The organism is Burkholderia sp. WAC0059 (genome assembly GCF_002870125.1).
In the GTDB taxonomy this organism is placed as follows: domain Bacteria; phylum Pseudomonadota; class Gammaproteobacteria; order Burkholderiales; family Burkholderiaceae; genus Paraburkholderia.
This window is the reverse complement of record NZ_PNEO01000007.1, coordinates 124,975-151,368: the sequence shown is the minus strand read 5'-3', so window position 1 is coordinate 151,368 and position 26,394 is coordinate 124,975. Positions and strand designations below refer to the sequence as shown.

Here is a 26,394-nt window from a genome sequence, read left to right as displayed (position 1 = left end):
TTACCGTAGAAAAAACAGATGAAACCCGTAATCGCCCTCGTCGGGCGCCCCAATGTGGGGAAATCCACGCTGTTCAACCGGCTCACGCGCTCGCGCGATGCGCTGGTGGCCGATCTGCCGGGCCTCACGCGCGATCGCCATTATGGCGAGGGGCGGGTGGGCGAACGACCGTATCTCGTGGTCGATACCGGCGGCTTCGAGCCCGTCGCGAAGGACGGCATCCTGCACGAGATGGCGCGGCAGACCCGCCAGGCGGTGGAAGAGTCGGACGTCGTCGTGTTCATCGTTGACGGGCGTAACGGGCTCGCGCCGCAGGACAAGGCCATCGCCGACTATCTGCGCAAGACCGGGCGCCCCATTTTCCTCGTCGTCAACAAGGCCGAGGGCATGAAGTACAGCGCCGTGGCGGCGGACTTCTACGAGCTCGGCCTCGGCGACCCACGCGCGATTTCGGCCGCGCACGGCGACGGCGTCACCGAGATGATCGACGAGGCGCTCGGCGTCGCCTACGCGGGCGAGCCAGAGGAGGGCGAGGAGGAGCGTGCGACGCGGGGCGTCAAGATCGCGATCGTCGGGCGGCCCAACGTCGGCAAGTCGACGCTCGTCAACACGCTGATCGGCGAGGACCGCGTGATCGCGTTCGACATGCCCGGCACGACGCGCGACTCGATCTACGTCGACTTCGAGCGCCAGGGCAAGCCATACACGCTGATCGACACCGCGGGCTTGCGCCGTCGCGGCAAGGTGTTCGAGGCGATCGAGAAGTTTTCCGTCGTGAAGACGCTGCAGTCGATCGCCGACGCGAACGTGGTGATTCTGCTGCTCGACGCGCGTCAGGAGGTTTCGGACCAGGACGCGCACATCGCGGGCTTCGTGGTCGAGCAGGGGCGGGCGCTCGTGGTCGGCGTGAACAAGTGGGACGGCCTCGACGAGCATGTGCGCGAACGCACGCGCCATCATCTCGAACGCAAGCTGAAATTCCTCGACTTCGCTAAATTTCATTTTATTTCGGCGACCGAGAATTTCGGCGTCGGCGCGCTCATGCGCTCGGTGGACAATGCCTATGGCGCCGCGATGTCGAAGCTGCCGACGCCGCGTCTCACGCGCGCGCTGATCGAGGCCGTGGAGTTCCAGCAGCCGCGCCGCCGCGGACCCGTGCGGCCGAAGCTGCGCTATGCGCACCAGGGGGGGCAGAACCCGCCGATCATCGTCATTCACGGCAATGCGCTCGACGCCGTCACCGACACGTATAAACGCTACCTTGAGAACCGCTTTCGCGAAACTTTCTCGCTGACGGGGACTCCATTGCGCATAGAGTTTCGTTCCTCGACGAATCCCTATGCCGATAAAAGCTGAGCTCGCGCACGGAGGCTCCGCCATCCGGGCGGGGGCCGTGCGACAAAATCAAAATCGGCTATAGTGTAGCGATTGGCGGCGAATTTCTTTTTCTTTGCTGTCAATCCAAGTTAAACCTGCAAAAAAATACGGAGTTTGCTATGAGCAACAAAGGGCAATTGTTACAAGACCCGTTTTTGAACGCACTGCGCAAGGAGCATGTGCCTGTGTCGATCTATCTGGTCAACGGCATCAAGCTTCAAGGGAACATTGAATCGTTCGACCAGTACGTCGTGTTGCTCCGGAATACGGTTACCCAGATGGTGTACAAGCATGCCATTTCTACCGTCGTCCCCGCCCGCCCGGTGAATTTCCACCCGGATTCCGAACCGTCCTGATCCCGGCGCGGCCGGTGCCGGCGCTGTCTCCGCCAATCCTTTTTTGCGCGATTGCGCGGCGCGGAGGCGGCCCGAACCGGCCGTTTTCATTTTGATATCCGCTAATTTGACCCACGCTGCGCTTGTCGGCATCGACTTCGGCAAGACCGATTTCGAAGCCAGCCTCGAAGAACTCAGCCTGCTCGCGCAAAGCGCGGGCGCCCATCCCGTCGTTACCCTCACGGGCCGCCGCTCGAGTCCCGATGCCGCGATGTTCGTCGGCAGCGGCAAGGCCGAAGAACTGCGCCTTGCCTGCGAGGCGAACGACGTCGAAATCGTCATTTTCAACCACGCGCTCTCGCCGGCCCAGCAACGCAATCTGGAGCGGACGCTGGACCGTCGCGTGGTGGACCGCACGAGCCTCATCCTCGACATTTTCGCGCAGCGCGCCCGCAGCCACGAAGGCAAGTTGCAGGTCGAACTCGCGCAACTGCAGTACCTGGCCACGCGGCTCGTGCGTGCATGGACCCACCTCGAGCGGCAAAAAGGCGGTATCGGCCTGCGCGGCCCGGGGGAAACGCAGCTCGAAACCGACCGCCGGCTCATCGGCGAGCGCATCAAGATGCTGCAGGGCCGGCTCGCGAAGCTGCGTCGGCAGCACGGTACGCAGCGCCGCCAGCGGCAACGCAACCGCACGATCTCGGTTTCGCTCGTCGGCTATACGAACGCGGGCAAGTCCACGCTCTTCAATGCGCTGACAAAAGCCCAGGCGTATGCGGCCGATCAGCTATTCGCGACGCTCGATACGACATCGCGTCGCGTCTACCTCGGCGACGAGGTCGGCCAGATCGTGATGTCGGACACGGTCGGCTTCATCCGCGAATTGCCGCACCAGCTCGTGGCCGCGTTCCGCGCCACGCTCGAGGAAACCATCCAGGCGGACCTGCTGCTGCACGTGGTGGACGCGTCGAGCGCGGTGCGGCTCGACCAGATCGAGCAGGTGAATGAAGTGCTGCATGACATCGGCGCCGACGCGGTACGCCAGGTGCTCGTGTTCAACAAGATCGACGCGGTGCCCGAGCTGGCGGCCCGCGGCGGCACGGTCGAGCGGGACGAGTATGGTAATATTTCGCGCGTCTTTTTGAGTGCGCGCACGGGCGTGGGGCTTGACGCGCTGCGCGCCGCCATCGCCGAAATCGCAACCGCCGGGCCGCTCGCCGACACGGCCATTGCGCCGCTGCTGCCGGACGGCGCTTCGCCGGCGGCATCATACGACTACCGCAAGGTGCCGGAGCATGGGCACTGACCTGCCCGGGGCCGCGCGAACACGAATGACCCGCTGTCTACTCTGGTAAACGAACTCAGGTGAACGATCACAACACGCGGACTGGCTGGCGGCGCGCGCGCGCCCTCTTTGCGCTGAACGACCCGCGCTGGGGTCGGGGCGATGCCGACGGCCAGCGATCCGACGGGTCGCGTCGCCCGTCGGGCGGCGGCAACGGCGACGGTCCGCCCGATCTCGACGAAATGTGGCGCGACTTCAACCGGCGCCTGGCGAAGCTGTTCGGGCGCAAGGGCGGCGGTCTGGGGCCGCGCCCGGACAACGGACGCAGCGCGCGGATCGGCGTCGGGATCGTCATCGGCGTGCTGATCGCGATCTATCTGGGCAGCGGCGTGTTCGTCGTGCAGGAAGGCCAGGCGGGCGTCGTCCTCCAGTTCGGACAGTATCGCTACACGGTCGGCGAGGGCGTGCACTGGCGCCTGCCCTGGCCGTTCCAGGCGCAGGAAACCGTCAACGTCGGGCAGATCCGCACGGTCGAGATCGGACGCAGCAACGTGATGCGCGACGCGAACGCCACGGACGCCTCGGTGCTCACCGAGGACGGCGACATTCTCGACATCCGCTTCACCGTGCAATACCAGGTCAAGCAGCCGACCGACTATCTGTTCCGCAGCGCCAACCCGGACCTGAGCGTGACCCAGGCGGCCCAGGCGGCCGTGCGCTCGATCGTCGGTACGATGAGCACGAACGACATCCTCTACGCGGACCGCGAGCCGTTGCGCGCGCAACTGGCGGACGCGATCCAGCATTCGCTCGACGCCTGGCAGACGGGGCTTGCCGTGACGGGCGTGACGATCCAGGGCGTCGAGGCGCCGGACCAGGTCCAGAGCGCGTTCGACGATGCCGACAAGGCGCATCAGGACGTTGCGCGCGCGAAGCGCGACGCGCAGACCTACGCCAACGAACTCGTGCCGCGCGCGCAGGCTGACGCCGCGCGCACGATCGACGACGCGAAGGCCTATCGCGACCGCGTCGTCGCGCAGGCGCAGGGCGACGCGGCGCGTTTCACGCAGGTCTACGAGCAGTATTCGAAAGCGCCGGACGTGATCCGCGAGCGCATGTATCTGGACACCATGCAGCACATCTACGCCAATACGACCAAGGTGTTCGTCGACAGCAAGTCGGGCAACAACGTGATCTATCTGCCGCTCGACAAGCTTGCCGCCGCGGCGGCGCATTCGTCGCCGGCCGCCAGCGGGGCGGCGGCGCCGGCCTCCGGCGCGGCGTCCGCAGCCGACGTGCCGGGGCTGTCGTCGTCGACAGGCGCCGACGACAGCGGCAATACCGATGCCAGCGACGGCGCGGCGCTTCCGGCGTCGAGTCCCGACACTTCGTCGGCGGCGCCGTCGGCGAGCAGCGATGCTTCGTCGGTCGGGGGTGATCCGCTGCGCTCGCGCGAAGCGTTCCGCAATCGCGAACGCGAAGACGACACGGAATAGGAGCGCGTTTATGAACCGCATCATCGCGTTCGTCGTCGTCATCGTAGTCGCGCTGCTCGTCGCGTCCTCGACCGTGTTCGTCGTCGATCCCCGCCACGTGGCGGTCGTCACGGGCTCGGGCGACTCGGCGCCGACGCTCGACGGGCCGGGCCTGCACCTGAAGCTGCCGGCGCCGCTGCAGACCGCGACCCTGATCGACACGCGCGTGCAGGCGTTCGACACGCTGGACACGGACCGCTATACGACGGCCGACAAGACCGAGTTGCTGGTCGAGCCCGTGATTCGCTACCGCGTGACCGAGCCGCTCGAATTGTTCGCAGCCACGCGCGGCGACCTGCAGACGCTTTCGGACCGGCTCGCCGTGCTTTCGCGCGACGCGCTTTCCGACGCGTTTTCGAAATACACGTTGAGCGATGCGCTCGCGCAGCAGCAGAACCTGGCCGGCGTTGCGCGAGCCTCGCTGAAGGCGAGTGCCGCGCCGCTCGGCATCGAGGTGCTCGACGTGGAGTTCACGCGCGTCGACTATCCGGCCGAGCTCGCCGATGCCGTCTACAAGCGCATGAGCGCGGCGCGGGAGCAGGCCGCCGCCGACGAGCGCGAACGGGGTACGGCTGAGGCGCAGCAGATTCGCGACGATGCCGCGCGGCGCCAGCAGGCCGTGCTCGCGAGCGCCTACGACGAAGCGCAGCAGATCAAGGGCGACGGCGACGCGAAGGCGGCGGCGATCGCGGCGCAGGCATTCAATCGCGATCCGCAGTTCTATCAGTTCTATCAGAGCATGCGGGCGTACCGGGAGAGCTTCAAGCCGAACGACGTGATCGTCGTGGACTCGTCCAACGACTTCTTCCGCTTCATGCGCAGCCCCACCGGCGAGGCGCCGCCGGCTGCCGCGCCGGCGTCCCGCAGACACTAGAGACGAGACGGACGCGTCGCGCAGGACCTAGGCGCGTCTTCCGCGCATGAACATAGCTGCTTCCCTGTTGCTCGCGGTCGCGCTGATGCTGATTATCGAGGGCATGTTTCCGTTCGTGCTCCCGACCGTATGGCGCGACACGTTTCGTAAAATCGCAGAGCGGCCGCCGCATCAGATCCGGATCGGCGGGCTGATCCTGATGGGGTTGGGTCTCGTCCTGTTGCTGCTCGCGACCTGAGCGGCCGTCGCTCCGTTTTTCCTGGCGTCGCGGCCTGGCGGGCCCGCGCGCCGTTTTCAACGTCGTAGGATTGAACCGATGTCGACCTGGCTGCTTCCCGAGAACATTGCCGATGTGCTGCCGTCCGAGGCGCGCAAGATCGAAGAATTGCGCCGCCGCCTGCTGGATCGCTTTCGCGCCTACGGCTACGAAATGGTCATGCCGCCGCTGCTCGAGTACCTCGAGTCGCTGCTGACGGGCAGCGGCCGCGACCTGAACCTGCGCACGTTCAAGCTCGTCGATCAGCTATCGGGCCGCACGCTCGGCCTGCGCGCCGACATCACGCCGCAGGTCGCGCGCATCGACGCGCATCTGCTGAACCGTCAGGGCGTGACGCGGCTCTGCTATGCGGGCAACGTGCTGCACACGCGGCCGCGCGGGCTGCACGCGACGCGCGAGCAGATCCAGATCGGCGCGGAAATCTACGGTCACGCGGGGCTCGAGGCGGACCTCGAGATCCAGCAACTGATGCTCGACGCGCTGCGTCTCGCGGGTCTCGCGAAGACGCGGCTCGACCTGTGCCACGCGGGCGTGCTGGCCGCGCTGATCGAGGCCGATCCGGCCGCCGCCGCGCTTGGCGATGCGCTTTACGAGGCGCTGGCCGGCAAGGACGTGCCGCGCCTTGCCGAATTGACGGACGGACTCGCGCCGGTTGCGCGCGACGCGCTGCGCGCGCTGCCGACGCTCTACGGCGACGCCGGCGTGCTCGACGAGGCGCGCCGCCGGCTGCCGGCGCTGCCCGGCATCGCGCGCGCGCTCGACGATCTCGCGTTCCTCGTCGAGGAGATCGACGGTGCCGAGGTGCTGATCGATCTGGCCGATCTCGGCGGCTATGCCTATCACAGCGGCGTGATGTTCTCGGCCTACGTGGACGGCGTGCCGAACGCGGTCGCGCGCGGCGGGCGGTACGACCACGTCGGCCAGGCCTACGGCCGCGCGCGGGCGGCGACGGGCTTCTCGCTCGATCTGCGCGAGGTGGCCCGCATTTCGCCTGTCGCGGCGCGCAGCAGCGCGATTCTCGCGCCGTGGCGGCACGACGATGCGCTGCGCGCGAGCGTTGCCGCGCTGCGCGATGCGGGCGAGGTCGTCATCCAGGCGCTGCCGGGCCACGAGGGTGATCTGGACGAGTTCGAGTTCGATCGCGTGCTGGTCGAGCGCGACGGCGCCTGGGTGGTCGAAGCCCGCGCCTGAGCCCGGGTTCTCCGGCTCGTTTTCCTCCGGAATCGACGTCGGGCCGCGGGCGGAACCGCCCGGCGACCCGGCGCACCCTGCCAGCCCGAAACGCCCATGCCATTGAGTGCAAAGGGAAAAATGCGGGGAGAAGGCCGGAAAAAACGCGGAAAAAATCGCGAAAAATGCGGAACCCGGCGTGAACCCAGGTAGAATACGTTTTTAACCAGCTAACGAAACACCATGTCTGCCAGTGCAGTGAATGTGACTCCCGGGCGTAACGTCGTCGTCGTGGGTACGCAGTGGGGGGATGAGGGCAAGGGCAAGATCGTCGACTGGCTGACGGACCACGCCGAGGGCGTCGTGCGTTTCCAGGGCGGTCACAACGCCGGGCACACGCTCATCATCGGCGGCAAGAAAACCATCCTGCGCCTGATTCCGTCGGGCATCATGCGGGCCGGCGTCGCCTGCTACATCGGCAACGGCGTGGTGCTGTCGCCCGAGGCGCTGTTCAAGGAAATCGACGAGCTGGAGAGCGCCGGCATCGACGTGCGGCGGCGCCTGTTCATTTCCGAAGCGACCACGCTCATTCTTCCGTATCACATCGCAATCGACCAGGCGCGCGAAGCGCGTCGCGGCGCGGACAAGATCGGTACCACGGGGCGCGGCATCGGGCCCGCCTACGAGGACAAGGTGGGCCGCCGCGGCCTGCGGGTGCAGGATCTGTTCGAGCCGAAGGTCTTCGCCGAGCGTCTGCGCGACAACCTCGACTTTCACAATTTCGTGCTGACCCAGTATCTGGGCGCTTCCGCCGTGGATTTCCAGCAGACGCTCGACACGATGCTGAGCTATGCCGACCGGCTCGCGCCGATGGTGACCGACGTGTCGCGCCGGCTCCACGACGTGAATCAGGCGGGCGGCAATCTGCTGTTCGAGGGTGCGCAGGGCACGCTGCTCGACATCGATCACGGCACCTATCCGTTCGTCACGTCGAGCAACTGCGTCGCCGGCGCGGCGACCGCGGGCGCGGGCGTCGGGCCGCAGCGTCTGAACTACATCCTCGGCATCACGAAGGCGTACTGCACGCGCGTGGGCGCCGGCCCGTTCCCGAGCGAGCTATACGACGCCGGGAATCCGGCGCGCCAGGAAGCGATCGGCGTCACGCTCGCAAACGTCGGCAAGGAGTTCGGTTCGGTCACGGGCCGTCCGCGCCGGACCGGCTGGCTCGACGCGGCGGCGCTGCGTCGCTCGATCCAGATCAACGGCGTGTCGGGCCTGTGCATCACGAAGCTCGACGTGCTCGACGGCTTCGACGAGGTGCGGCTCTGCGTCGGCTATCGCATCGACGGCAAGGACGCAGACATCCTGCCGCGCGGGGCGTCGGAGGTGGCGCGCTGCGAACCGGTCTACGAAACGTTCGGCGGCTGGAAGGAAAGCACGATCGGCATCACGCAGTGGAGCGCGCTGCCGCCCAACGCCCAGGCCTATCTTTCGCGCGTCCAGGAAGTCGCGGGCGTGCCGATCGACATGGTGTCGACCGGCCCGGACCGCGACGAGACCATTCTGCTGCGTCACCCGTTCAAGGTCTGAACGAAGGCGGGCGCGACCATGACCGGCCTGTCCGATTCGCGCAACGACGACAGGAACCTCTGGGTCGGCTGGGACGCGTATCACCGGCTGATCGAGCAGCTCGCACTTGCCGTGCACGAGTCGGGCTGGCGGTTCGACCGGATTCTGTGTCTTGCCCGCGGCGGACTGCGCGTCGGCGATCTGCTCTCGCGCATCTACGACCTGCCGCTCGCGATTCTCGCCACGAGTTCCTATCGCGAGGAGGCCGGCATGCGGCAGGGCGAGCTCGACATTGCGCGCTACATCACGACGACGCACGGCGAATTGGCCGGCAACGTATTGCTCGTCGACGATCTCGTCGATTCGGGCGTAACCCTTTCCCGCGTGCAGCAGCATCTGAAAGAACGTTATCCCGCCGTGACCGGCGTACGCACGGCAGTACTTTGGTACAAGGGGTGCTCGTCGGTGAAGCCCGACTACTTCGCGCAGCATCTGCCGGCGAGCCCCTGGATTCATCAGCCGTTCGAAGCATGGGATACGGTGCGTCCGCAACAGCTTCGCGAGCGGATCGCGGGCGACATGCCGTCCGGGTTTCGCGAGGCGAGCGGCGGCGCATAGCGAGCGGTTCGCGAGTTTGTCCGTTCGGGCAGCAGGTAGAAAAACGGAGCCGTGCGCTCCGTTTTTTATGTCGGGGCGGCCGTCCTCGATGACAGGCGCGTGACTGCCGTCGGGCAGACGGAAGGGGGGGCCGATGCTAAACTGGCCCAGGTACGCCCGCGTGGCACGGTCACAACGGCGGCCGTGGCAGGCTGGGGAGCCCGGTTTAGAATAGCGCTCGTTTTTTGCGCCTCGAAACGGATTTCAGCGTCTATGACAATTAGCAACCATGTGGCCAGGCAGCAGTCCCAGTCGTCTCTCGCCGTCGCGGCGATCGGCGTGGTTTTCGGCGACATCGGCACGAGTCCGCTGTATTCGTTGAAGGAGGCGTTCAGCCCCGATCACGGCATACCGCTCAACAATGCGTCGATCCTCGGCGTCACCTCGCTGCTGTTCTGGGCCATCATGGTCGTGGTCAGCGTCAAGTATGTCCTGTTCGTGATGCGCGCGGACAACGACGGCGAGGGCGGCGTGCTCGCGCTGATGGCGCTCGCGCTGCGCTCGTTTTCGCGCGCGAGCCGCACGGCCGCAGTCCTGACGCTGCTCGGCATCTTCGGCGCGTGCATGTTCTACGGCGACGCGGTCATCACGCCGGCCATCTCGGTGATCTCGGCCGTCGAGGGCCTCGAGATCGCGGCGCCGGAGTTCTCGCACCTGGTGCTGCCGCTGACGATGGTGATCCTGATCGCGCTTTTCTGGATCCAGCGTCACGGCACGGCGCTCGTCGGCCGCCTGTTCGGGCCGATCATGGTGATCTGGTTCATCGTGCTGGCGGTGCTCGGTCTCGTGCACATCGTCGCGGCGCCCATCATCATCTCGGCGCTCAATCCGTACTACGCCTTCACGTTCATGTCCGCGCACGTGCTGCAGGCCTATGTCGTGCTGGGCTCGGTCGTGCTGGTGCTGACGGGCGCGGAAGCGCTCTACGCGGACATGGGCCACTTCGGCCCGAAGCCGATCCGCGTCGCCTGGTACGTGCTCGTGATGCCGTCGCTCGTGCTCAACTACTTCGGCCAGGGCGCGCTGCTGATACGCGACCATCACGCGATCATCAATCCGTTTTTCCTGCTCGCGCCGAACTGGGCGCTGTTGCCGCTCGTCGTGCTCTCGACGGTCGCGACGGTCATCGCCTCGCAGGCGGTGATTTCGGGCGCGTATTCGCTGACGAGCCAGGCCATCCTGCTCGGCTACGTGCCGCGCATGAAGGTGCTGCACACGTCGGACCTCGCGATCGGGCAGATCTACGTGCCGATCGTGAACTGGGTCCTGCTCGTCATCATTCTGTGCATCGTGGTCGGCTTCAAGAGCTCGGACAACCTGGCGGCCGCCTACGGCATCGCCGTCACCGCGACGATGGTGATCACCACCGTGCTCGCCTGCGTCGTGATGGTCAGGGTGTGGAACTGGAACAAGTTTCTCGTCGCGCTCATCATCGCCGGTTTCATGACCGTGGACCTCGGCTTCTTCGGCTCGAACCTGCTCAAGGTCGCGGACGGCGGCTGGCTGCCGCTCGGCATCGGCGGGCTGCTGTTCTTCCTGCTGACGACCTGGTACAAGGGACGCATGATCGTCAAGGAACGCACCGCCGCCGACGGCATCCCGCTCATGCCGTTCCTGCAGGGGCTGCTGGCTCATCCGCCGCATCGCGTGTCGGGCACGGCGATCTACCTGACCGGCAGCGACGCGCTGGTTCCGGTCGGCCTGCTGCACAACCTCAAGCACAACAAGGTGCTGCACGAGCGCACCATCTTCCTGACCTTTACGATCCTCGACGTGCCCTACGTCGACCATACCGAACGCCTGTACGTGAAGGACATCGGCGGTGGCCTCTATCTCGTGAAGGCCACCTACGGCTTCAACGAAACGCCGGACGTGAAGGCGGTGCTGCTCGAGGTGGGGCGCATGGAGGACATGACCTTCGAGCTGATGGACACCTCGTTCTTCCTCGCCCGCGAGACGGTCGTGCCGACCCAGTTGCCGGGCATGTCGATCTGGCGCGAGCGCGTCTTCGCATGGATGCACCAGAACGCCGCCAAGCCGACCGACTTCTTCAGTATTCCGGCCAATCGCGTGGTCGAGCTCGGCACGAAGATCGAAATCTAGGCAGGCCCGTCGATCGGGGCGGGCTTGAAACGAAAAAACCGGCGCGCAGTTCTGTGCGCCGGTTTTTTTCATGAGCCAGCCGGATCTAGCGTTGCTTCAGCTTCGCGAACGCCGCGGCCATCGCGCCGGCGGGTTCGGCATCGCGCGAGCGCTGCTGTGGCCGCGCGCCGCCCCCGTTGCCGCCACGGGACGCCGGACCGCCGGACTGGCCGCTGCGCGCCGCCGCGCTGGCCGGATCGTCGTCGAGCCGCATCGTGAGCGCGATGCGCTGGCGTTTCACGTCGACGTCGAGCACCTTGACTTTCACCACCTGGCCGGCCTTCACGACTTCGTGAGGATCCTTGACGAATTTCGTCGACATCGCCGACACGTGCACGAGCCCGTCCTGGTGGACGCCGATGTCGACGAACGCACCGAACGCCGCGACGTTCGTCACGACGCCTTCGAGCACCATGTCGGGGACGAGGTCCGACACCTTCTCGACGCCTTCGCGGAACGTTGCGGTCTTGAACTCGGGGCGCGGATCGCGGCCCGGCTTCTCGAGTTCGGAGAGGATGTCGCGTACGGTCGGAAGACCGAAGCGCTCGTCGACGAACTCGGCCGGCGACAGGCCCGTGAGCGCATCGCGATTGCCGAGCACGTCGCCGATCGGGCGACTGATCTTCGCGAGGATCCGTTCGACGACGGGGTAGGCCTCGGGGTGCACCGACGAGCGGTCGAGCGGATTCTCGCCGCCGTTGATGCGCAGGAAGCCCGCGGCCTGCTCGAAGGTCTTGTCGCCGAGTCGTGGGACTTTGCGCAGATGCTCGCGCGACGGAAAGGCGCCGTTCGAGTCGCGGTATTCGACGATGTTGCGCGCGAGCGTCGCGTTTAGCCCCGACACGCGCGCGAGCAGCGCGACCGACGCGGTGTTCGCATCCACGCCGACCGCGTTCACGCAGTCCTCGACCACGGCGTCCAGCGACCGCGCGAGCTCGCGCTGGTTGACGTCGTGCTGGTACTGGCCGACGCCGATTGCCTTCGGCTCGATCTTGACCAGTTCAGCGAGCGGGTCCTGCAGCCGGCGCGCAATCGAGACCGCTCCGCGCAGCGACACGTCGAGGTCCGGGAACTCCTTCGCCGCCAGTTCGGACGCGGAATACACGGAAGCGCCCGCTTCGGAGACGACGATTTTCTGCAGCTTGAGCTCGGGGTGGCGCGCGATCAGCTCGCCCGCGAGCCGGTCGGTTTCGCGCGAGGCGGTGCCGTTGCCGATGCTGGCGAGTTCCGCGCCGGTCTGCGCGACGATACGCGCGAGTTTCGCGATCGAGCCGTCCCAGTCGCGGCGCGGTTCGTGCGGATAGAGGGTATCCGTCGCGAGGAGCTTGCCCGTGCGGTCCACGACGGCGACCTTGACGCCCGTACGCAGGCCGGGATCGAGCCCGACGACGGCCTTCGGTCCGGCCGGCGCGGCCAGCAGCAGATCCTTCAGATTGCGCGCGAAGACGCGGATCGCTTCGGCCTCGGCCTGTTCGCGCAACTGCGTGAGCAGCTCGTTCTCGATGTGCGGCTGCACCTTCACGCGCCAGCACCAGCGGCACGCGTCGGCGAGCCACTTGTCGGCGGGACGCCCCTGGTTCGCGATGCCGAAATGACGGGCGATCATCGCTTCGCCCGGGTGCGGCGTCCGCGCGTCGAGTTCCGCGCCGAGGCCGAGCTTCACGAGCAGCACGCCCGCGTTGCGGCCGCGGAAGAGCGCGAGCGCGCGGTGCGAGGGGATGGTCCGGAAGGTTTCCGAATACTCGTAGTAGTCGCGGAATTTCTCGCCTTCCTCGCCTTCCTTGCCTTCGGCCACGTTCGATGTCACGACGCCCTGGTCGTGCAGATACTGGCGCAGCTTGCCGAGCAGCTCGGCGGTTTCGCCGAATTGTTCGGAGAGGATGTCGCGCGCGCCGTCGAGCGCGGCCTTCACGTCGGCCACGCCCTTTTCGGCGTCCACGTATTGCGCGGCTTCGCTCTGCGGATCGAGCCGCGGATCGGCGAGGAGCGCGCGCGCGAGCGGTTCGAGTCCGGCTTCGCGGGCGCTCTGCGCGCGCGTGCGGCGCTTCGGCTTGTACGGCAGATAGAGATCCTCGAGCACCTGCTTGCTGTCCGCGGTCTCGATGGCGCCGCGCAGCTCGTCGGTGAGCTTGCCCTGCTCGTCGATGCTCGCGAGGATCGTGGCGCGCCGTTCTTCGAGCTCGCGCAGGTAAAGCAGCCGTTCCTCGAGCGTGCGCAATTGCGTGTCGTCGAGATTGCCGGTCACTTCCTTGCGGTAGCGGGCGATGAACGGAACGGTCGATCCTTCGTCGAGCAGTTGCACGGCGGCGGCGACCTGGCGCGGCTGGACCGACAGTTCGGTGGCAATGCGCTGGACGATCTTGAGGGCTACGGTTTCCGTCATGGGATGGGGGATTCCTGCTAGAGCTGTTGCGGTCCGAAAGCCATGCGGGCGGGCGCCGGCAGGCCGATCGAGCCGGGCATTTTGCCATAAATGCCCGGGCGTCCAGGCCGGGTGTTAGAATTTCGCCCATGTTCCGCAGCTTTGTCATGACGTTGACGATTCCCCGCTTGCCTCGCGTCCGGTTCGGCACGCAACCCGGTTTGGTGCCGTCGTCCGTTGCCCGTGCAGCGGTCTGCGCGGCGATCTGGGCGGTGCAGGCGCACACTCCCGTATGGGCCCAGTCCGAAGCCGCGAGTCAAGAGGCGGTCTCGACGTCGACGGCCTCGGCGACGTCTCCGATGCCTTCGGAGGCGCTGCCGGCCTCTGCGGCGTCGGGCGTGGCCGCCGTGCCGCCGAACGATGCGTCGGATGCGGCGGCGAAGGCGGCCGCGCAGGCCAAAGATTTCGATACGCGGCAGGCGGTGCTGGACCGTCGCGCGGCGGAGAACAACTATCGCTATGCGGTGGCTGAGCACAACTGCTACAGCGGGTTCTTCGTCAATCATTGCCTCGGCAAGGCGCGGGACCAGATGCGCGTCGTGCAGGCGGACATCCGGCAGAAGCAGCTTGCGCTCGACGTCGAGCAGCGCGCCGCGCATGCGCAGCAGCGCGACCGGCAGGCGGCGTTGCAGCGCGCGCAGGACGAGGCCGACGCGCCGCAGCGTGCCGCCAACGAGGCGCGCAACGTGCAGGCATACGAGGACAAGCAGCGCCAGAACGCGCTCGACCAGGCCCAGCGCGCCGCGGAGGCGCCGCAGCGTGCCGTGAACGTGGCGACGTACGAGGAAAAGCAGCGTCAGCACGCGCTCGACGAGGCGAACCGCGGCGTCAGCGTACCGCAGGGTGTATCGGGGGCGACGGCCTATGGCGAGAGTCAGTCGGCCTTCCAGGCGCAGCTCGAGGCGGCGCGTCGCCAGGGGCAGCAGCAGGCCCAGGAGCGCGTCGAACGGGTCCAGCATTATCAACAGAAGCAGACGGACGCCGCGCAGCACAAGGCCGACGTCGAGGCGCGCCAGAAGCAGGCGGCCGAAAAGGCTGCCCAGCAGCAACAACAGCAACAGCAGGAGCAGCAGCAACGGCAGGAGCAGCAGCGAGAGCAGCAGGAGCAGGATCAGTAGGTTTTTGCCGGACAGAGAGCAACCTCAGGCGCAGCGCCCGGAACGGGCCTGGGCCGTATAGTCGAGGAGGCGAGCATGCACGAGCATCGTGAAATCAAGTCCGAGGTCCTTCGCGACCGCATTCTGCAACTCGAAGCGGAGCACGGCGACCTCGATCGCCTGATCGAGCGGATGGCCGGCGTGCCCGGCACGGACGATCTCGAACTGCAGCGGCTGAAAAAGCGCAAGCTCAAGGTCAAGGACAATATCATCCTGTTGCAATTGCAACTGGACCCCGATTCAATGAACACATCGGACCGGCGCGCCTGACGGGCCCGCCCTGGCAGGCGTCGGGGCACGGCGAGGCCGCGTGCCCTCCGGACCCAGCAGGAACCGCTTGCCTTGAATTCACTGACAGACTCGCTTTCCCGAAGCGCATCCGGAGGCGTCACGCCGCCCGATCATGCCGGCGAGGGCGTGCCGATGCCCAGTGCACGGCATGCCGCCGAACTCGACGACATTTTCTCGGCCGATGGCCTGTTGGCCCGTCAGATCGACGGCTATCGCCCGCGGGCCGCGCAGATCGAGATGGCCCGGGCCGTCGCGGCCGCCATGGAAGCCGCGGCGCGCGCGTTGCCCGAGCCCGTCATGTTCGAGGCCCATGCGCGTCCCGCGCGGCGTTTGCAGACCGCGGCGGGGCAGGCCGGCGAGCCGCCGCGCGATGCAGGTGCCGACGCCTCCACCGGTGACGGCGGCAACACCCTGATCGTCGAGGCCGGCACGGGCACCGGCAAGACCTACGCGTATCTCGTGCCCGCCATGCTCTGGGGCGGCAAGGTCATCGTTTCCACGGGCACGAAGCATCTCCAGGACCAGCTCTTTCAGCGCGACCTCCCGACCGTGCGCGACGCGCTGGCCGTGCCCGTGACCGTCGCGATGCTCAAGGGGCGCGCGAATTATCTCTGCCACTACTATCTGCAGCGGGCCGCCGACAACGGCCGGCTGCCGTCGCGGCAGGAGACGGCCTGGCTTCAGGAGATCGTCCGCTTCTCGAAGATCACGCGCTCGGGCGACAAGGCCGAGTTGGCGAGCGTGCCCGAAACGGCGGCCGTGTGGCCGATGGTGACGTCGACGCGCGACAACTGCCTCGGTCAGGAATGCCCGCACTACAAGGACTGTTTCGTGATGCAGGCGCGCCGCGAGGCGCAGCAGGCCGACATCGTGGTCGTCAATCACCACCTGTTCTTCGCGGACATCATGCTGCGCGATACCGGCATGGCGGAACTGCTGCCGAGCGCGAACACGATCATCTTCGACGAGGCGCACCAACTGCCCGAAACGGCGACGCTGTTCTTCGGCGAGACGCTGTCGACCACGCAGTTTCTCGAACTGGCGCGCGACAGCGTAGCCGAAGGGCTGGGGCATGCGCGCGATGCAGTGGAGTGGGTCAAGCTGGGTGCGGCGCTCGAACGCGCGGCACGCGACGTCCGGCTCGCGTTCCGCGAGGACACGTTGCGTCTTTCGGTCGCGCAGTTGCCCGGCGATCATCCGCTGTTCGATGCGCTCGATGCGCTCGATGCTGAACTCGGCACGCTCGCGACGGCGCTGGCCGGCCAGGCCGAGCGCGCGGAGTCGCTCGGGGCATGCCTGCGCCGAGCCCGGGAGTTGCAGGGCGCGCTTGCGGGCTGGACTGCGCCTGCGGTTGCCGGGTCGGGTGCGGACGAGCAGCGACCGGCGAATGGGGAAGCGGGCGAGGCCGGCGATCCGAACGAAAAAGTGCGCTGGGTCGAGGTGTTCTCGCACACGGTCCAACTGCACGAAACCCCGCTCTCGGTCGCGCCGATCTTCGCGAAGCAGCGCGCGGGGGTGCCGCGCACCTGGATTTTCACGTCGGCGACGCTTTCGGTGCGCGGCGATTTCACGCACTATGCTGCGCAGATGGGATTGAACGCGCGGCGCTCGATGAGCCTGCCGAGCCCGTTCGACTATCCGTCTCAAGGACTGCTTTACGTTCCGCGCAATTTGCCGCAGCCGTCCTCGCCGCAGTTTACCGATGCGGTATTCGACGCCGCGCTGCCGGCCATCGAGGCATCGGGTGGCGGCGTATTCATGCTGTGCACGACGCTGCGTGCCGTCGACCGTATTGCGACGAAGTTGCGCGACACGATCGCCGCGCGCGGCTGGAACATGCCGCTTCTCGTGCAGGGCGATGCGAGCCGCACCGAGTTGCTGGAGCGGTTCCGTTCGTACGGGAACGCGATCCTGGTCGGGAGCCAGAGCTTCTGGGAGGGCGTCGACGTGCGCGGCGACGCTTTGTCGCTGGTCGTTATCGACAAACTGCCGTTCGCGCCGCCCGACGACCCGGTGTTGTCTGCACGGCTCGACGCGCTGACGAAGAAAGGTTTGAGCCCGTTCGCGGTTCACCAGTTGCCGCAGGCCGTCATCACGCTCAAGCAGGGCGCGGGTCGGTTGATCCGTGCGGAGACCGATCGCGGCGTGCTGATGATCTGCGATACGCGTATCGTCGACAAGCCGTACGGCCGTCGCATCTGGCAAAGCCTGCCGCCGTTCAGGCGGACGCGCGAAATTGGCGCGGTGCAGGCGTTCTTCGGCACCGACGCGGCTTCATAATTGCCGGTGCCCGGACGAGAGGGCGACAGGACGCCGCGCCGGGAAAGAAAAATGCAGGATCGGTAACAAAAAAGCCACGAACTCGATATTCGTGGCTTTTTTGCTTTCCTGCCGGGTTGCCGGGCGGCAACCCGATGCTCCGTCGCGGCGTCTGCGCGGTGGCAGGCGCCGCGTGTCGGCAGCTTACTGGCTGGCGCCCGAAGCCGGAGCGGCGTCCGAAGCGGAAGCGTCCGAAGCAGCGGCGCTGTCCGAAGCGGCCGAGGAGTCGCTCGCGGCCGTAGCGTCCGAAGCCGCAGCCGTGGCGTCGCTCGCAGCAGTCGTGGCGTCCGAAGCAGCCGCAGCCGGAGCCGAGGCGGCGGTTGCGTCGCTAGCCGGCGCAGCGGCTTGATCGCTGCTCTTGCTGCACGCCGCCAGGGCCACGGCTGCCAACAGGGATGCTACGAGGAGGGATTTCTTCATGATCACGTCCTTTTATGGTTAAAGGTAAGCAACAGCGCAAATAATACCGGTAATGTGCTCCAACACCGACCTGGGCCGCTGGTGGAAATGCACTGCAACAGCGCGGATCTTCCCTACGGCCTGGGCGGAAATTATAGGCACTTTCGCATCGACCGTCGATAAATCCGGGGCCAATACGTTGTCTTTCTCATACAACAACCATATTAGTACGGTATAGCAGCCTGGAGGCCTTAGGCAAGCTCCCCCAACCGTATCCAGCCCGCACAATACCACTCGTGCAGCAATGCTGTCACCGACGAATCGTGTGAGAGTGTTACAAAGCGTTTCCCACTCAAACGGCGCTGATCGGCGAACGACGGCAGCCATTTTTTTGCTTTCGCCAGCACATACTGTTCCCCATTCAGGAAATATCGGCACGCATCGTAAAGCAGGATGGTTTTGCGATCGAGCCGCAAGCCGGCGCGTGCCGCGCGTGCCGCAAAACGGGCCTCGTCGAGCGGACGCGCCGGCGGATCGAACACGACCGCGGGCTTCGGTTCGCTCAGATACGTGCCCAGGAACGAGGCGACGTCGGCTTCGCGCCAGCGCATCTTCGAGAGCATGCCGGCGACGCGTTCCACGAGCGCCGGCGGCAGCGCCGCGGGGTGGGCGACCGCGGGCTGCTGCGGATCGCGATAGCGCGTGTCGTCCGCGGGGGCGCCTTCGGTGCCGCGCTCGGCCAGGTAATAGAGGAATTGCCGGGTCAATTCGGAAGCCGACGGCGCGCGAAAGCCGATCGAACAGGTCATGCATTCGCCTTCGGCCACGCCGTCGTGCGCGATGTGCGGCGGCAGGTACAGCATGTCGCCCGGCTCGAGCACCCATTCCTCCTCGGGCTCGAAATGTTCGAGCACCTTGAGCGGCAGTCCCCCGCGCAGCGTCAGGTCGCGCTGGGCACCGAACCGCCAGCGCCGCTTGCCGTGCACCTGCAGCAAAAACACGTCGTAGGAGTCGAAATGCGGGCCGACGCCGCCGCCATCGGTCGCGTACGAGATCATCAGGTCGTCGAGCCGCGCGTCGGGAACGAAACGAAAACGCTCCAGCAAGGCCCGTGCGTTGTCGTTGTGCAAGTCCACGCCCTGAACGAGCAGCGTCCAGGCGCGCCGGCGCGTGGACGGCAGAGCGTCGCCCGAAAACGGTCCGTGCTCGAGCGTCCAGCGCTGGCGGAAATGCGTGACGAGGCGCGATTCGACCTCGTCGTCGTCGGCCAGTGCGAACAGTTCGTCGCGCGAAAGTGGCGCGACGATGCCGGGAATGGCGTTGCGGATCAGCAGCGGTTTTTTCTGCCAGTAGCGGCGCATGAATTGCGCCGGGCTGAGATTGCCGAGTAGCGGCGTCGGCACGTCCGGCGCCGGGCACGCGGATAGCGGCGAAACCGGTTTCGAAACGGCTTGCGGTGCCGTGCCTGCCGGCTTGCGCCGGCGGTCTGCGTGCAACCTCGACGGTTGGTTAGGGGACCGTCCGGGCATCGTATAATGAGGTCTGTATTCTGGAGGAACGAATGAAGATTGCAAAAGACACGGTCGTGTCGGTCGCTTACAGGCTGTCGGATGCGCAGGGCAATCTGATCGAGGAAAGCGACGAGCCGATGATCTATCTGCACGGCGGCTATGATGGCACGTTCCCCAAGATCGAGGAAGTGCTGGACGGCCAGGAGCCGGGTTTCGAAACCCAGGTTCAACTCGAGCCGCAGGATGCGTTCGGCGAGTACGATCCCGAACTCGTGAAGGTCGAGCCGCGCGACCGTTTTCCCGAACCGCTCGAAGTCGGCATGCAGTTCGAGGGGACGCCGGAGGAGGGCGACGAGGATCTCGACGCGCTCGTCTATACGGTGACCGACGTCGCGGAAGACAAGGTCGTGCTGGACGGCAACCATCCGCTGGCCGGCATGGCGCTGCGCTTCGCGCTGACCGTCAAGGAAGTGCGTCACGCCACCGAGGACGAGATCGAGCACGAACACGCGCACGGTGCCGATGGCATCGAAGTCGTCGACGAAGATGACGACGACGAGGAAGATTCAAAACCCACGCTGCATTGAGTTCCGCGCGGCGCCGCTGGCCGGCGGCTCGATGAGCGTCGGCCGCGGCAGCGTGCTCGGGCTGCCCGCCGCAGGCTGCGGCATTTGCAATATTCCCGGCGCCGTGTCAGGCGCCAATTCCGACGACATCTGACCTGCCGGGGACGACGCCTGTCCCGACGGCTGGGCGGCCGACGCATTCTGCGGCACGTCCGGCGTGCCCGGCTGCGCCTCCGGGACGGCGGAGGCGCCGGATGCCGAGGTGATCTCGGGCACCTCGGTGGCTTCGGCATCGTACGGCGGTATCGGCTTCGGCGGGGGCGGCGGCAGCGGCGGCAGGTTCTTCGGCACGTCGCGCACGCTGACCTGCAACTGCGGGCGCCGTCCCGGATCGACGTCGACTTGCAGCCATTGCGCGGACGGATCGCGCAGCGCAATGGCGATGCCCGTGACGTTTCCAACCTTCGCGCCCCGTTCGTTGCGCAACGGCTGGTCGATCAGGACGCCGTGCGCGAGCCGGCCGCCGTCGCCGTGGACGATGAGGACGGGCCCGTGGAATATCTGGGCCAGCGTGACGAGGCTGCGCCGGAATTCCTCGTATCCGTCGCGCGGCGGCCGGCGGCCGAAATGCAGCCAGTCGAAGCGGTCGCGGCGCGCATTGCGCTCGACGAACGGATCGGCCTGGACGAAGATCACGATGGCCCGCGCGTTGCGCCGCTTCGCATACTCGGCCGCGTGTTCGAGCCAGAACGCATTGGCGATCGTGCGGTCGTCGAATTCGCCGTTGCGTCCGCCGGCGTCCAGATAATGATTGTTGCCGCCCGGCAGATTCAGCGCAATGAAGAGGGTGTCGCCGAGCTGCCAGCGCACGTTTTCCCGGTACGGCCGGAAGCGTGGCACTTCGCTTTCGCGCATGAACGGCAGCGGATTCTGGCCCAGCGACGACGTGTCGGCGAAGATCGTCTGGCGCAGCAGATCGAGCCGCTCGTCCGGGTCGTAACTGCCGTCCGGCGTCGATCCGCAGCTGACCCAGTCGTATTCGCCCGGCACGAAGATCAGCGCGGGACGGGCGGCGTCCAGCAAGGTTTGGCGCCGAGCATAGAGCGTGTCGTTGCAGGGCTCGTCGACGCCCTTGATGTTGCCGTCATAGACGACGAACGAGAGCGAGGGATCGCGGCTCAGCGCGTCGACCAGCCGTTGCGCGGCGGCTTCGTCGGCCGGTTGCCGCATGACGTCGGCGACGACGGCGAAGGCATAACGCGATCCCACGGTATGCGCATCGGCGTGAACGGCGAACAGGAGGCCGAGGCCGGCCAGCGCGGCATACAGGTAACGCGCGCAACGGGCGATAGGCAGCGTTGCGCGGCCGCTGTCCTGCAGCGGCGCCCGGGAAGCGTGGGGACGGGGCTCAGCGTTTCCCGTCCGGCGCGGTGGCCAGCTCGTGCAGTTCATAGAGCAGATCGAGCGCGTCGCGCGGACGCAACTCGTTGGGGTCCAGTGCGCGCAGGCGCTCGGCGAGCGCCGTGGCAGCCGGGTCCGGCTGCGCGTCGTTGACTTCGAATTCGTCCGTCGTCGTTTCGGCGCGAGGCGCCGCGAACAGGTCGAGCTGCGGCGCGTTCTGTCCTGCCGACTGCTGTTCGAGATGCGCGAGATGCTTGCGTGCCGCGCGGATGACGGTTGCCGGCACGCCGGCGAGCTGCGCGACCTGCAGGCCGTAGCTCTGGTTCGCCGGTCCTTCTTCGACCGCGTGCAGGAACACGATGCCGTGATCGTGCTCGACCGCGGACAGATGCACGTTGGCGGCCTGCGGGAACTCCGCCGGCAGTTGTGTGAGCTCGAAGTAATGCGTGGCGAACAGCGTATGGCAGCCGTTGCTCGCAAGCATGTGCCGGGCAATGGCCCAGGCGAGCGCGAGGCCGTCGAACGTGGACGTGCCGCGGCCGATTTCGTCCATCAGTACGAGGCTTTGCGGCGTGGCGTCGTTGAGAATCGCGGCGGCTTCGGTCATCTCGACCATGAACGTGGAACGGCCGCCCGCGAGATCGTCGGCCGCGCCGATGCGCGTGAAGATGCGGTCGATCGGGCCGAAGCGCGCGCGCCTCGCCGGCACGTAGCTGCCGACGTAGGCGAGCAGGGCGATCAGCGCGGTCTGACGCATGAACGTGGACTTGCCGCCCATGTTCGGCCCGGTGATCAGCAGCAGCTTGCGGTCGGCATTCAGCATGCAGTCGTTCGCGATGAACTGTTCGACCTGGGCTTCGACGACGGGGTGCCGCCCTTGTTCGATTTCGATGCCTGCCGCATCGGAAAATTCCGGCGCGCTCCAGTCGAGCGCGCGGGCCCGCTCGGCGAACGCCGCGAGCAGGTCGAGCTCGGCAAGCGCCGCGGCGACGCGCTGGCAGTCCGGGATGAACGGCAGCAGCGCCTGCAGCAGCGCCTCGTAGAGCGCGCGTTCGCGCGCGAGCGCGCGCTCCTGGGCGGACAGCGCCTTGTCCTCGAAAGTCTTGAGCTCGGGCGTGATGTAGCGCTCCGCGTTCTTCAGCGTCTGGCGCCGCCGGTAGTCGTCCGGCACCTTGTCGGTCTGGCCGCGCGTGACCTCGATGTAGAAGCCGTGCACCTTGTTGTACTCGACGCGTAGATTGCCGATCCCGGTCCGCGCGCGCTCGCGCGTTTCGAGGTCGAGCAGGAACTGGCCGCAGTTCTCCGACAGGTCGCGCAGCTCGTCGAGCTCGGCGTCGTAGCCGCGCGCGATTACGCCGCCGTCGCGCACCATCGCGGCTGGCTCGGGCGCGACGGCGCGCTGAAGCAACTCGACGCAGGCCGCCGGCGGTTCGAGCGCGTCGCCGATTCGGGCGAGCGAGGCGGAGGCGCCGTTCATCGCGCTCACCTGGTCGCGCAGCGCCGGCAGCGCGACGAAGGTGTCGCGCAGGCTCGACAGGTCGCGCGGCCGCGCGGAGAGCAGCGCGAGCCGGCCGGTGATGCGCTCGATGTCGGCGATCTGCCGCAGCGCGCCGCGCAACGTGTCGACGCTCGCGGGCGGCGGCGCGTCGAGGAGCGCGCCGATCGCCTGCTGGCGCGTTTGCGCGACGGCGGCGTCGCGCGGCGGATGGTGGAGCCAGTGCCGCAGCAGGCGGCTGCCCATCGTGGTGCTGCAGGTGTCGAGCAGCGAGCACAGCGTCGGCGCCTCGGTGCCGCGCAGCGTCTCGGTCAGTTCGAGGTTGCGTCGCGTGGCCGGATCGAGGCCGATGTATTCGGATTCGGATTCGACCTTGAGGCTGCGCACGTGGCGCAACTGCTGGCCTTGGGTGGCGGCCGCGTAGAGCAGCAGCGCGCCGGCCGCGCCGCAGGCGCTCGGCAGCGTCTGCGCGCCGAAGCCGCCGAGACTGGCCACGCCTAGCTGCTCGCAGAGCCGCGCGGCGCCCGAGGCGGTGTCGAAATGCCAGCCGGGCACGCGGGTCAGTGCGCCGTCGCTGGCGGGCAGGCTCCAGCCCGACGGGTTCTCCTCCCCGGCGGGCCGGTCGGCGACGAGAATCTCGGCCGGGCGAATGCGCTCGAGCGTGGCCGCGACCTGCCCGGGCGCGACCTGCGCGAGCCGCAGCGCGCCGCTGGCGAGGTTCAGCCAGGCGAGGCCCACGTCGACTGCGACGCCGCGCCGGTTGTGCCCGACGCAGACGGCCATCAGGTAGACGTCGTTCTTGTCGGCGAGCAGGGCCGCGTCGGTCAGCGTGCCGGGCGTGACGACGCGCACCACCTTGCGTTCGACGGGCCCTTTCGAGCTGGCCGGGTCGCCGATCTGCTCGCAGATCGCCACCGATTCGCCGAGCTTCACGAGCTTCGCCAGATACTGTTCGACGGCATGGTGCGGCACGCCCGCCATCCGGATCGGCGTGCCCGCCGACGCGCCGCGTTGCGTGAGTGTCAGATCGATCAGGCGCGCGGCCTTCTCGGCGTCTTCGAAGAAGAGCTCGTAGAAGTCGCCCATCCGGTAGAACACGAGCGTGCCCGGGTGGTCGGCCTTGATGCGCAGGTATTGCTGCATCATGGGCGTGTGCTGCGCGATGTCGCCGGCGGTGTATGTAGCCATCCTCGGTGCGTGAGCCAGGTTGTTCAGGGCGAGAGTTTAACCCGCGCGGCGCGCCTGTAAAGCCGGCCGGACGGCCGGCGCGCGCGGGCTCATTCGTCCACCATCGCGCGCAGGTCGACTTCGCGCGCGTTGGTGGCGTGGCGGCGCATGGCCAGCGCGATCATCGCGGCGATGAAGGTGCCGAACACGACGATGATCCATTGCACGGGCATCGCGGCGGTCAGCAGCAGCGCGTAGGCGCCCAGCATCAGCAGCACGGCGACGTTCTGGTTGAAGTTCTGCACGGCGATCGAGTGACCGGCGGACAGCAGCGTCGCGCCGCGATGCTGGAGCAGCGCGTTCATCGGCACGATGAAGAAGCCGGCCAGCGTGCCGAGCAGCACCATCATCGGATAGGCGAGCAGCAGGTAGAGCGGCAGCGTGTACGCGCCGATCCTGAGGCCCATGCCCGCGGGGAAAAGGTTCCGGTTGTAGAACGCCATCGCGATCGCGACCACGCCGGCGAGGACGCCGACGGGCAGCACGCGCAGCGATGCGCGCAACGACACGCGCGTGGCCGCGGCGCTCGCGCCGAGCGCGATGCCGAGGCCGGTCACGCCCTGCATCACGGCGGCCTTCGAGAGCGACAGCCCGAGGTTCGCGTCGGCCCACTTGAGCACGAGCAACTGCAGCGTCACGGCCGCGCCCCACATCAGCGTCGTGACCCAGAGCGCGATCTGCGCCAGCCGGTCGGTCCAGAGCACCTTGAAGCAATAGACGAAATCGCTGACGAGCACGCCGGGCTTCCTGAGCCGGTTCGCGTAGCGCGCGCCCGTGTCGGGAATGCCGACGTTGATGGCCGCCGCTATGCCGTAGGTGGTCATTACCGCGAACATCGCGAGGCCGGCCGACGAGCGGATCAACGGCAGGTGTGCGTGCGCGACGAAGCGGCTCGCGTAGGCGCTGATCAGCGCGCCGCCGAGCATCGTGCCCGCGATCGTCGAGATCACCGTCGCCGATTCGAGCCAGGCGTTCGCGGCGATCAGCCGCTCGGCCGGCAGCAGCTCGGTCAGGATGCCATACTTGGCCGGCGAGTAGGCGGCGGCGCCGAAGCCGACCACGCCGTAGGCGATCATCGGATGGACGCCCGCGATCATCATGAGGCAGCCGACCGCCTTCAACGCGTTCGAGACGAACATGACGTGGCGCTTTTGCAGCGCGTCGGCGAAGGCGCCGACGAACGGCGCGAGCACCACGTACGAGATGGTGAAGAAGATCTGCAGCATCGGCGTGATCCAGGCGGCCGAGCCGATCGCCGAGAGCTGCGCGATCGCCGCGATGAGGAGCGCGTTGTCGGCGAGCGACGACACGAACTGCGCGGCGATGATCGTGTAGAAACCTTTTTTCATGGCAGACGGCGCCCCGGGCATGCAACCCACTCGACCCGCGAAACTCGCGCGATCCGCACCATCCGGAACGGCTGGGCCTGCGCACTAACAAAAAAGCGGCCGAAGCCGCTTTGTCGGTGGCGGGACGATCGCGTGGCGTCCATGGGCGAGAGCCCGGCGGGGCGTTCAGGCGCGCTTGACGTGGCTGTACTTCGTGAGGATCGGCACCATCTGCGCATAGAGCTTCGGGTTGCCCGCGACGATTTCGCCGACGTGGAGGAAGTCGGAGTCGCCCGTGTAGTTGCCGACGAGCCCGCCGGCCTCGGTGACGAGCAGGCCGCCGGCGGCGACGTCCCACGGATGGAGACCCTGCTCGAAGAAGCCGTCCATGCGGCCCGCGGCGACGTTCGCGAGGTCGAGCGCGGCGGCGCCGGGCCGGCGCAGGCCGGCGCAGGCGTTGGTCATCTCGGCGAAGAGCGACTGGTAGCTTTCGATGCCGTCCTTTTCGCGGAACGGAAAGCCGGTGCCGATGAGGCCATCGGCGAGGCGGTCGCGCCGGCCGACGCGGATGCGCCGGTCGTTCAGGAACGCGCCGCGGCCGCGCGATGCCGTGAAGAGGTCGTTGCGCGTCGGGTCGTAGACGACGGCCTGCGTGACGATGCCCTTGTGAACGAGCGCGATCGACACGCAGTAATACTGGAAGCCGTGGATGAAGTTCGTGGTGCCGTCGAGCGGGTCGATGACCCACTGGTATTCGGATTCGTTCTCCGAGCGGCCCGATTCCTCGGCGAGGATGGCGTGGTCGGGGTAGGCCGTCTTCAGCGCGTCGATGATGGCGGCTTCCGCAGCCTTGTCGACTTCCGTGACGAAATCGTTGTGCTGCTTCTTCGAGACCTGCACGAGATCGAGGTCGAGCGAGGCGCGGTTGATGATCTGTCCGGCGCGGCGGGCGGCCTTGACAGCGATGTTGAGCATGGGATGCATGAGTCCGGGTCCTTGTGCCGGCGCCGCGCGGGCGGCCTGCCGGGCATGTCAGCAGTAAGCGGTAAGCGCGATC

21 protein-coding genes are annotated in these 26,394 nt (G+C 67.1%); 14 read left to right on the top strand and 7 right to left on the bottom strand.

From position 1 onward, the window contains the following. Positions 1-18: 18 nt before the first annotated feature. The 10 genes from der to CY652_RS09345 all read left to right on the top strand — a co-directional run bounded on the left by der (position 19) and on the right by CY652_RS09345 (position 11,182). On the top strand, positions 19-1,356 hold the full coding sequence (gene der, locus CY652_RS09390) for a ribosome biogenesis GTPase Der (protein ID WP_102130435.1): 1,338 nt from the start codon (positions 19-21) through the stop codon (positions 1,354-1,356). 140 nt (positions 1,357-1,496) lie between these two features. After that, a complete protein-coding gene (gene hfq, locus CY652_RS09385; protein ID WP_102130434.1) occupies positions 1,497-1,733 on the top strand; it encodes an RNA chaperone Hfq in 237 nt (78 codons plus the stop codon). A 106-nt stretch (positions 1,734-1,839) separates the two neighbouring features. After that, complete coding sequence (gene hflX, locus CY652_RS09380) at positions 1,840-3,018, top strand: GTPase HflX (protein WP_180970499.1); 1,179 nt, start codon at positions 1,840-1,842, stop codon at positions 3,016-3,018. A 59-nt stretch (positions 3,019-3,077) separates the two neighbouring features. Then, the gene (gene hflK, locus CY652_RS09375; RefSeq protein WP_102130432.1) at positions 3,078-4,493 is read left to right on the top strand and encodes an FtsH protease activity modulator HflK; all 1,416 of its coding nucleotides are present in this window, start codon (positions 3,078-3,080) and stop codon (positions 4,491-4,493) included. A gap of 10 nt (positions 4,494-4,503) precedes the next feature. Continuing rightward, a complete protein-coding gene (hflC, locus tag CY652_RS09370; RefSeq protein ID WP_102130431.1) occupies positions 4,504-5,406 on the top strand; it encodes a protease modulator HflC in 903 nt (300 codons plus the stop codon). 46 nt (positions 5,407-5,452) lie between these two features. Continuing rightward, positions 5,453-5,644 carry a DUF2065 domain-containing protein gene (locus CY652_RS09365; RefSeq protein ID WP_102130430.1) on the top strand — a complete coding sequence of 64 codons (192 nt, stop codon included), beginning with the start codon at positions 5,453-5,455 and terminating at the stop codon, positions 5,642-5,644. A gap of 78 nt (positions 5,645-5,722) precedes the next feature. Then, positions 5,723-6,874, top strand: coding sequence for an ATP phosphoribosyltransferase regulatory subunit (locus tag CY652_RS09360; protein ID WP_102130429.1), 1,152 nt, complete (start codon positions 5,723-5,725; stop codon positions 6,872-6,874). Between the two features lie 222 nt (positions 6,875-7,096). Then, positions 7,097-8,443, top strand: coding sequence for an adenylosuccinate synthase (locus CY652_RS09355; protein WP_102130428.1), 1,347 nt, complete (start codon positions 7,097-7,099; stop codon positions 8,441-8,443). Positions 8,444-8,461: 18 nt separating this feature from the next. Further along, a complete protein-coding gene (locus CY652_RS09350) occupies positions 8,462-9,040 on the top strand; it encodes a phosphoribosyltransferase (RefSeq protein ID WP_180970497.1) in 579 nt (192 codons plus the stop codon). 252 nt (positions 9,041-9,292) lie between these two features. Then, positions 9,293-11,182 (top strand): potassium transporter Kup, encoded by a 1,890-nt coding sequence (locus CY652_RS09345; RefSeq protein WP_102130427.1) that lies wholly within the window; start codon positions 9,293-9,295, stop codon positions 11,180-11,182. Between the two features lie 85 nt (positions 11,183-11,267). Here the strand turns inward: CY652_RS09345 and CY652_RS09340 are convergent, their stop codons facing one another. Then, on the bottom strand, positions 11,268-13,604 hold the full coding sequence (locus CY652_RS09340) for a Tex family protein (protein ID WP_102130426.1): 2,337 nt from the start codon (positions 13,602-13,604) through the stop codon (positions 11,268-11,270). 128 nt (positions 13,605-13,732) lie between these two features. On the opposite strand from CY652_RS09340, the gene CY652_RS09335 reads away from it, so the two are divergent. From CY652_RS09335 to CY652_RS09325, 3 genes are all read left to right on the top strand, one after another. Continuing rightward, entirely contained in the window at positions 13,733-14,761 is a 1,029-nt protein-coding gene (locus tag CY652_RS09335) for a hypothetical protein (protein WP_374703644.1), read from the top strand. A 75-nt stretch (positions 14,762-14,836) separates the two neighbouring features. After that, positions 14,837-15,070 (top strand): DUF465 domain-containing protein, encoded by a 234-nt coding sequence (locus tag CY652_RS09330; RefSeq protein WP_102130425.1) that lies wholly within the window; start codon positions 14,837-14,839, stop codon positions 15,068-15,070. A 72-nt stretch (positions 15,071-15,142) separates the two neighbouring features. Further along, on the top strand, positions 15,143-17,371 hold the full coding sequence (locus tag CY652_RS09325) for an ATP-dependent DNA helicase (RefSeq protein ID WP_258002251.1): 2,229 nt from the start codon (positions 15,143-15,145) through the stop codon (positions 17,369-17,371). 183 nt (positions 17,372-17,554) lie between these two features. Here CY652_RS09325 and CY652_RS25095 read toward each other — a convergent pair whose 3' ends face one another. Then, positions 17,555-17,830: a hypothetical protein gene (locus tag CY652_RS25095; RefSeq protein ID WP_374703642.1), complete on the bottom strand. Its 276-nt coding sequence runs from the start codon at positions 17,828-17,830 to the stop codon at positions 17,555-17,557. A 230-nt stretch (positions 17,831-18,060) separates the two neighbouring features. Continuing rightward, positions 18,061-19,338, bottom strand: coding sequence for a cupin domain-containing protein (locus CY652_RS09310; RefSeq protein WP_102130422.1), 1,278 nt, complete (start codon positions 19,336-19,338; stop codon positions 18,061-18,063). A 32-nt stretch (positions 19,339-19,370) separates the two neighbouring features. On the opposite strand from CY652_RS09310, the gene CY652_RS09305 reads away from it, so the two are divergent. Then, positions 19,371-19,907, top strand: a complete 537-nt coding sequence (locus CY652_RS09305; RefSeq protein ID WP_102130421.1) for an FKBP-type peptidyl-prolyl cis-trans isomerase — start codon at positions 19,371-19,373, stop codon at positions 19,905-19,907. On the opposite strand, the gene CY652_RS09300 is transcribed toward CY652_RS09305, so the two are convergent. The 4 genes from CY652_RS09300 to CY652_RS09285 form a co-directional block, all read right to left on the bottom strand. Next, positions 19,887-21,155 (bottom strand): hypothetical protein, encoded by a 1,269-nt coding sequence (locus tag CY652_RS09300; protein ID WP_180970495.1) that lies wholly within the window; start codon positions 21,153-21,155, stop codon positions 19,887-19,889. The genes CY652_RS09305 and CY652_RS09300 overlap by 21 nt on opposite strands. A 139-nt stretch (positions 21,156-21,294) precedes the next feature. Beyond that, a complete protein-coding gene (gene mutS / locus CY652_RS09295) occupies positions 21,295-23,970 on the bottom strand; it encodes a DNA mismatch repair protein MutS (protein ID WP_102130420.1) in 2,676 nt (891 codons plus the stop codon). An 89-nt stretch (positions 23,971-24,059) separates the two neighbouring features. Further along, positions 24,060-25,358, bottom strand: a complete 1,299-nt coding sequence (gene lplT / locus CY652_RS09290; protein WP_102130419.1) for a lysophospholipid transporter LplT — start codon at positions 25,356-25,358, stop codon at positions 24,060-24,062. A 165-nt stretch (positions 25,359-25,523) separates the two neighbouring features. Then, positions 25,524-26,321: an inositol monophosphatase family protein gene (locus CY652_RS09285; RefSeq protein WP_102130418.1), complete on the bottom strand. Its 798-nt coding sequence runs from the start codon at positions 26,319-26,321 to the stop codon at positions 25,524-25,526. Between the last annotated feature and the right edge of the window lie 73 nt (positions 26,322-26,394).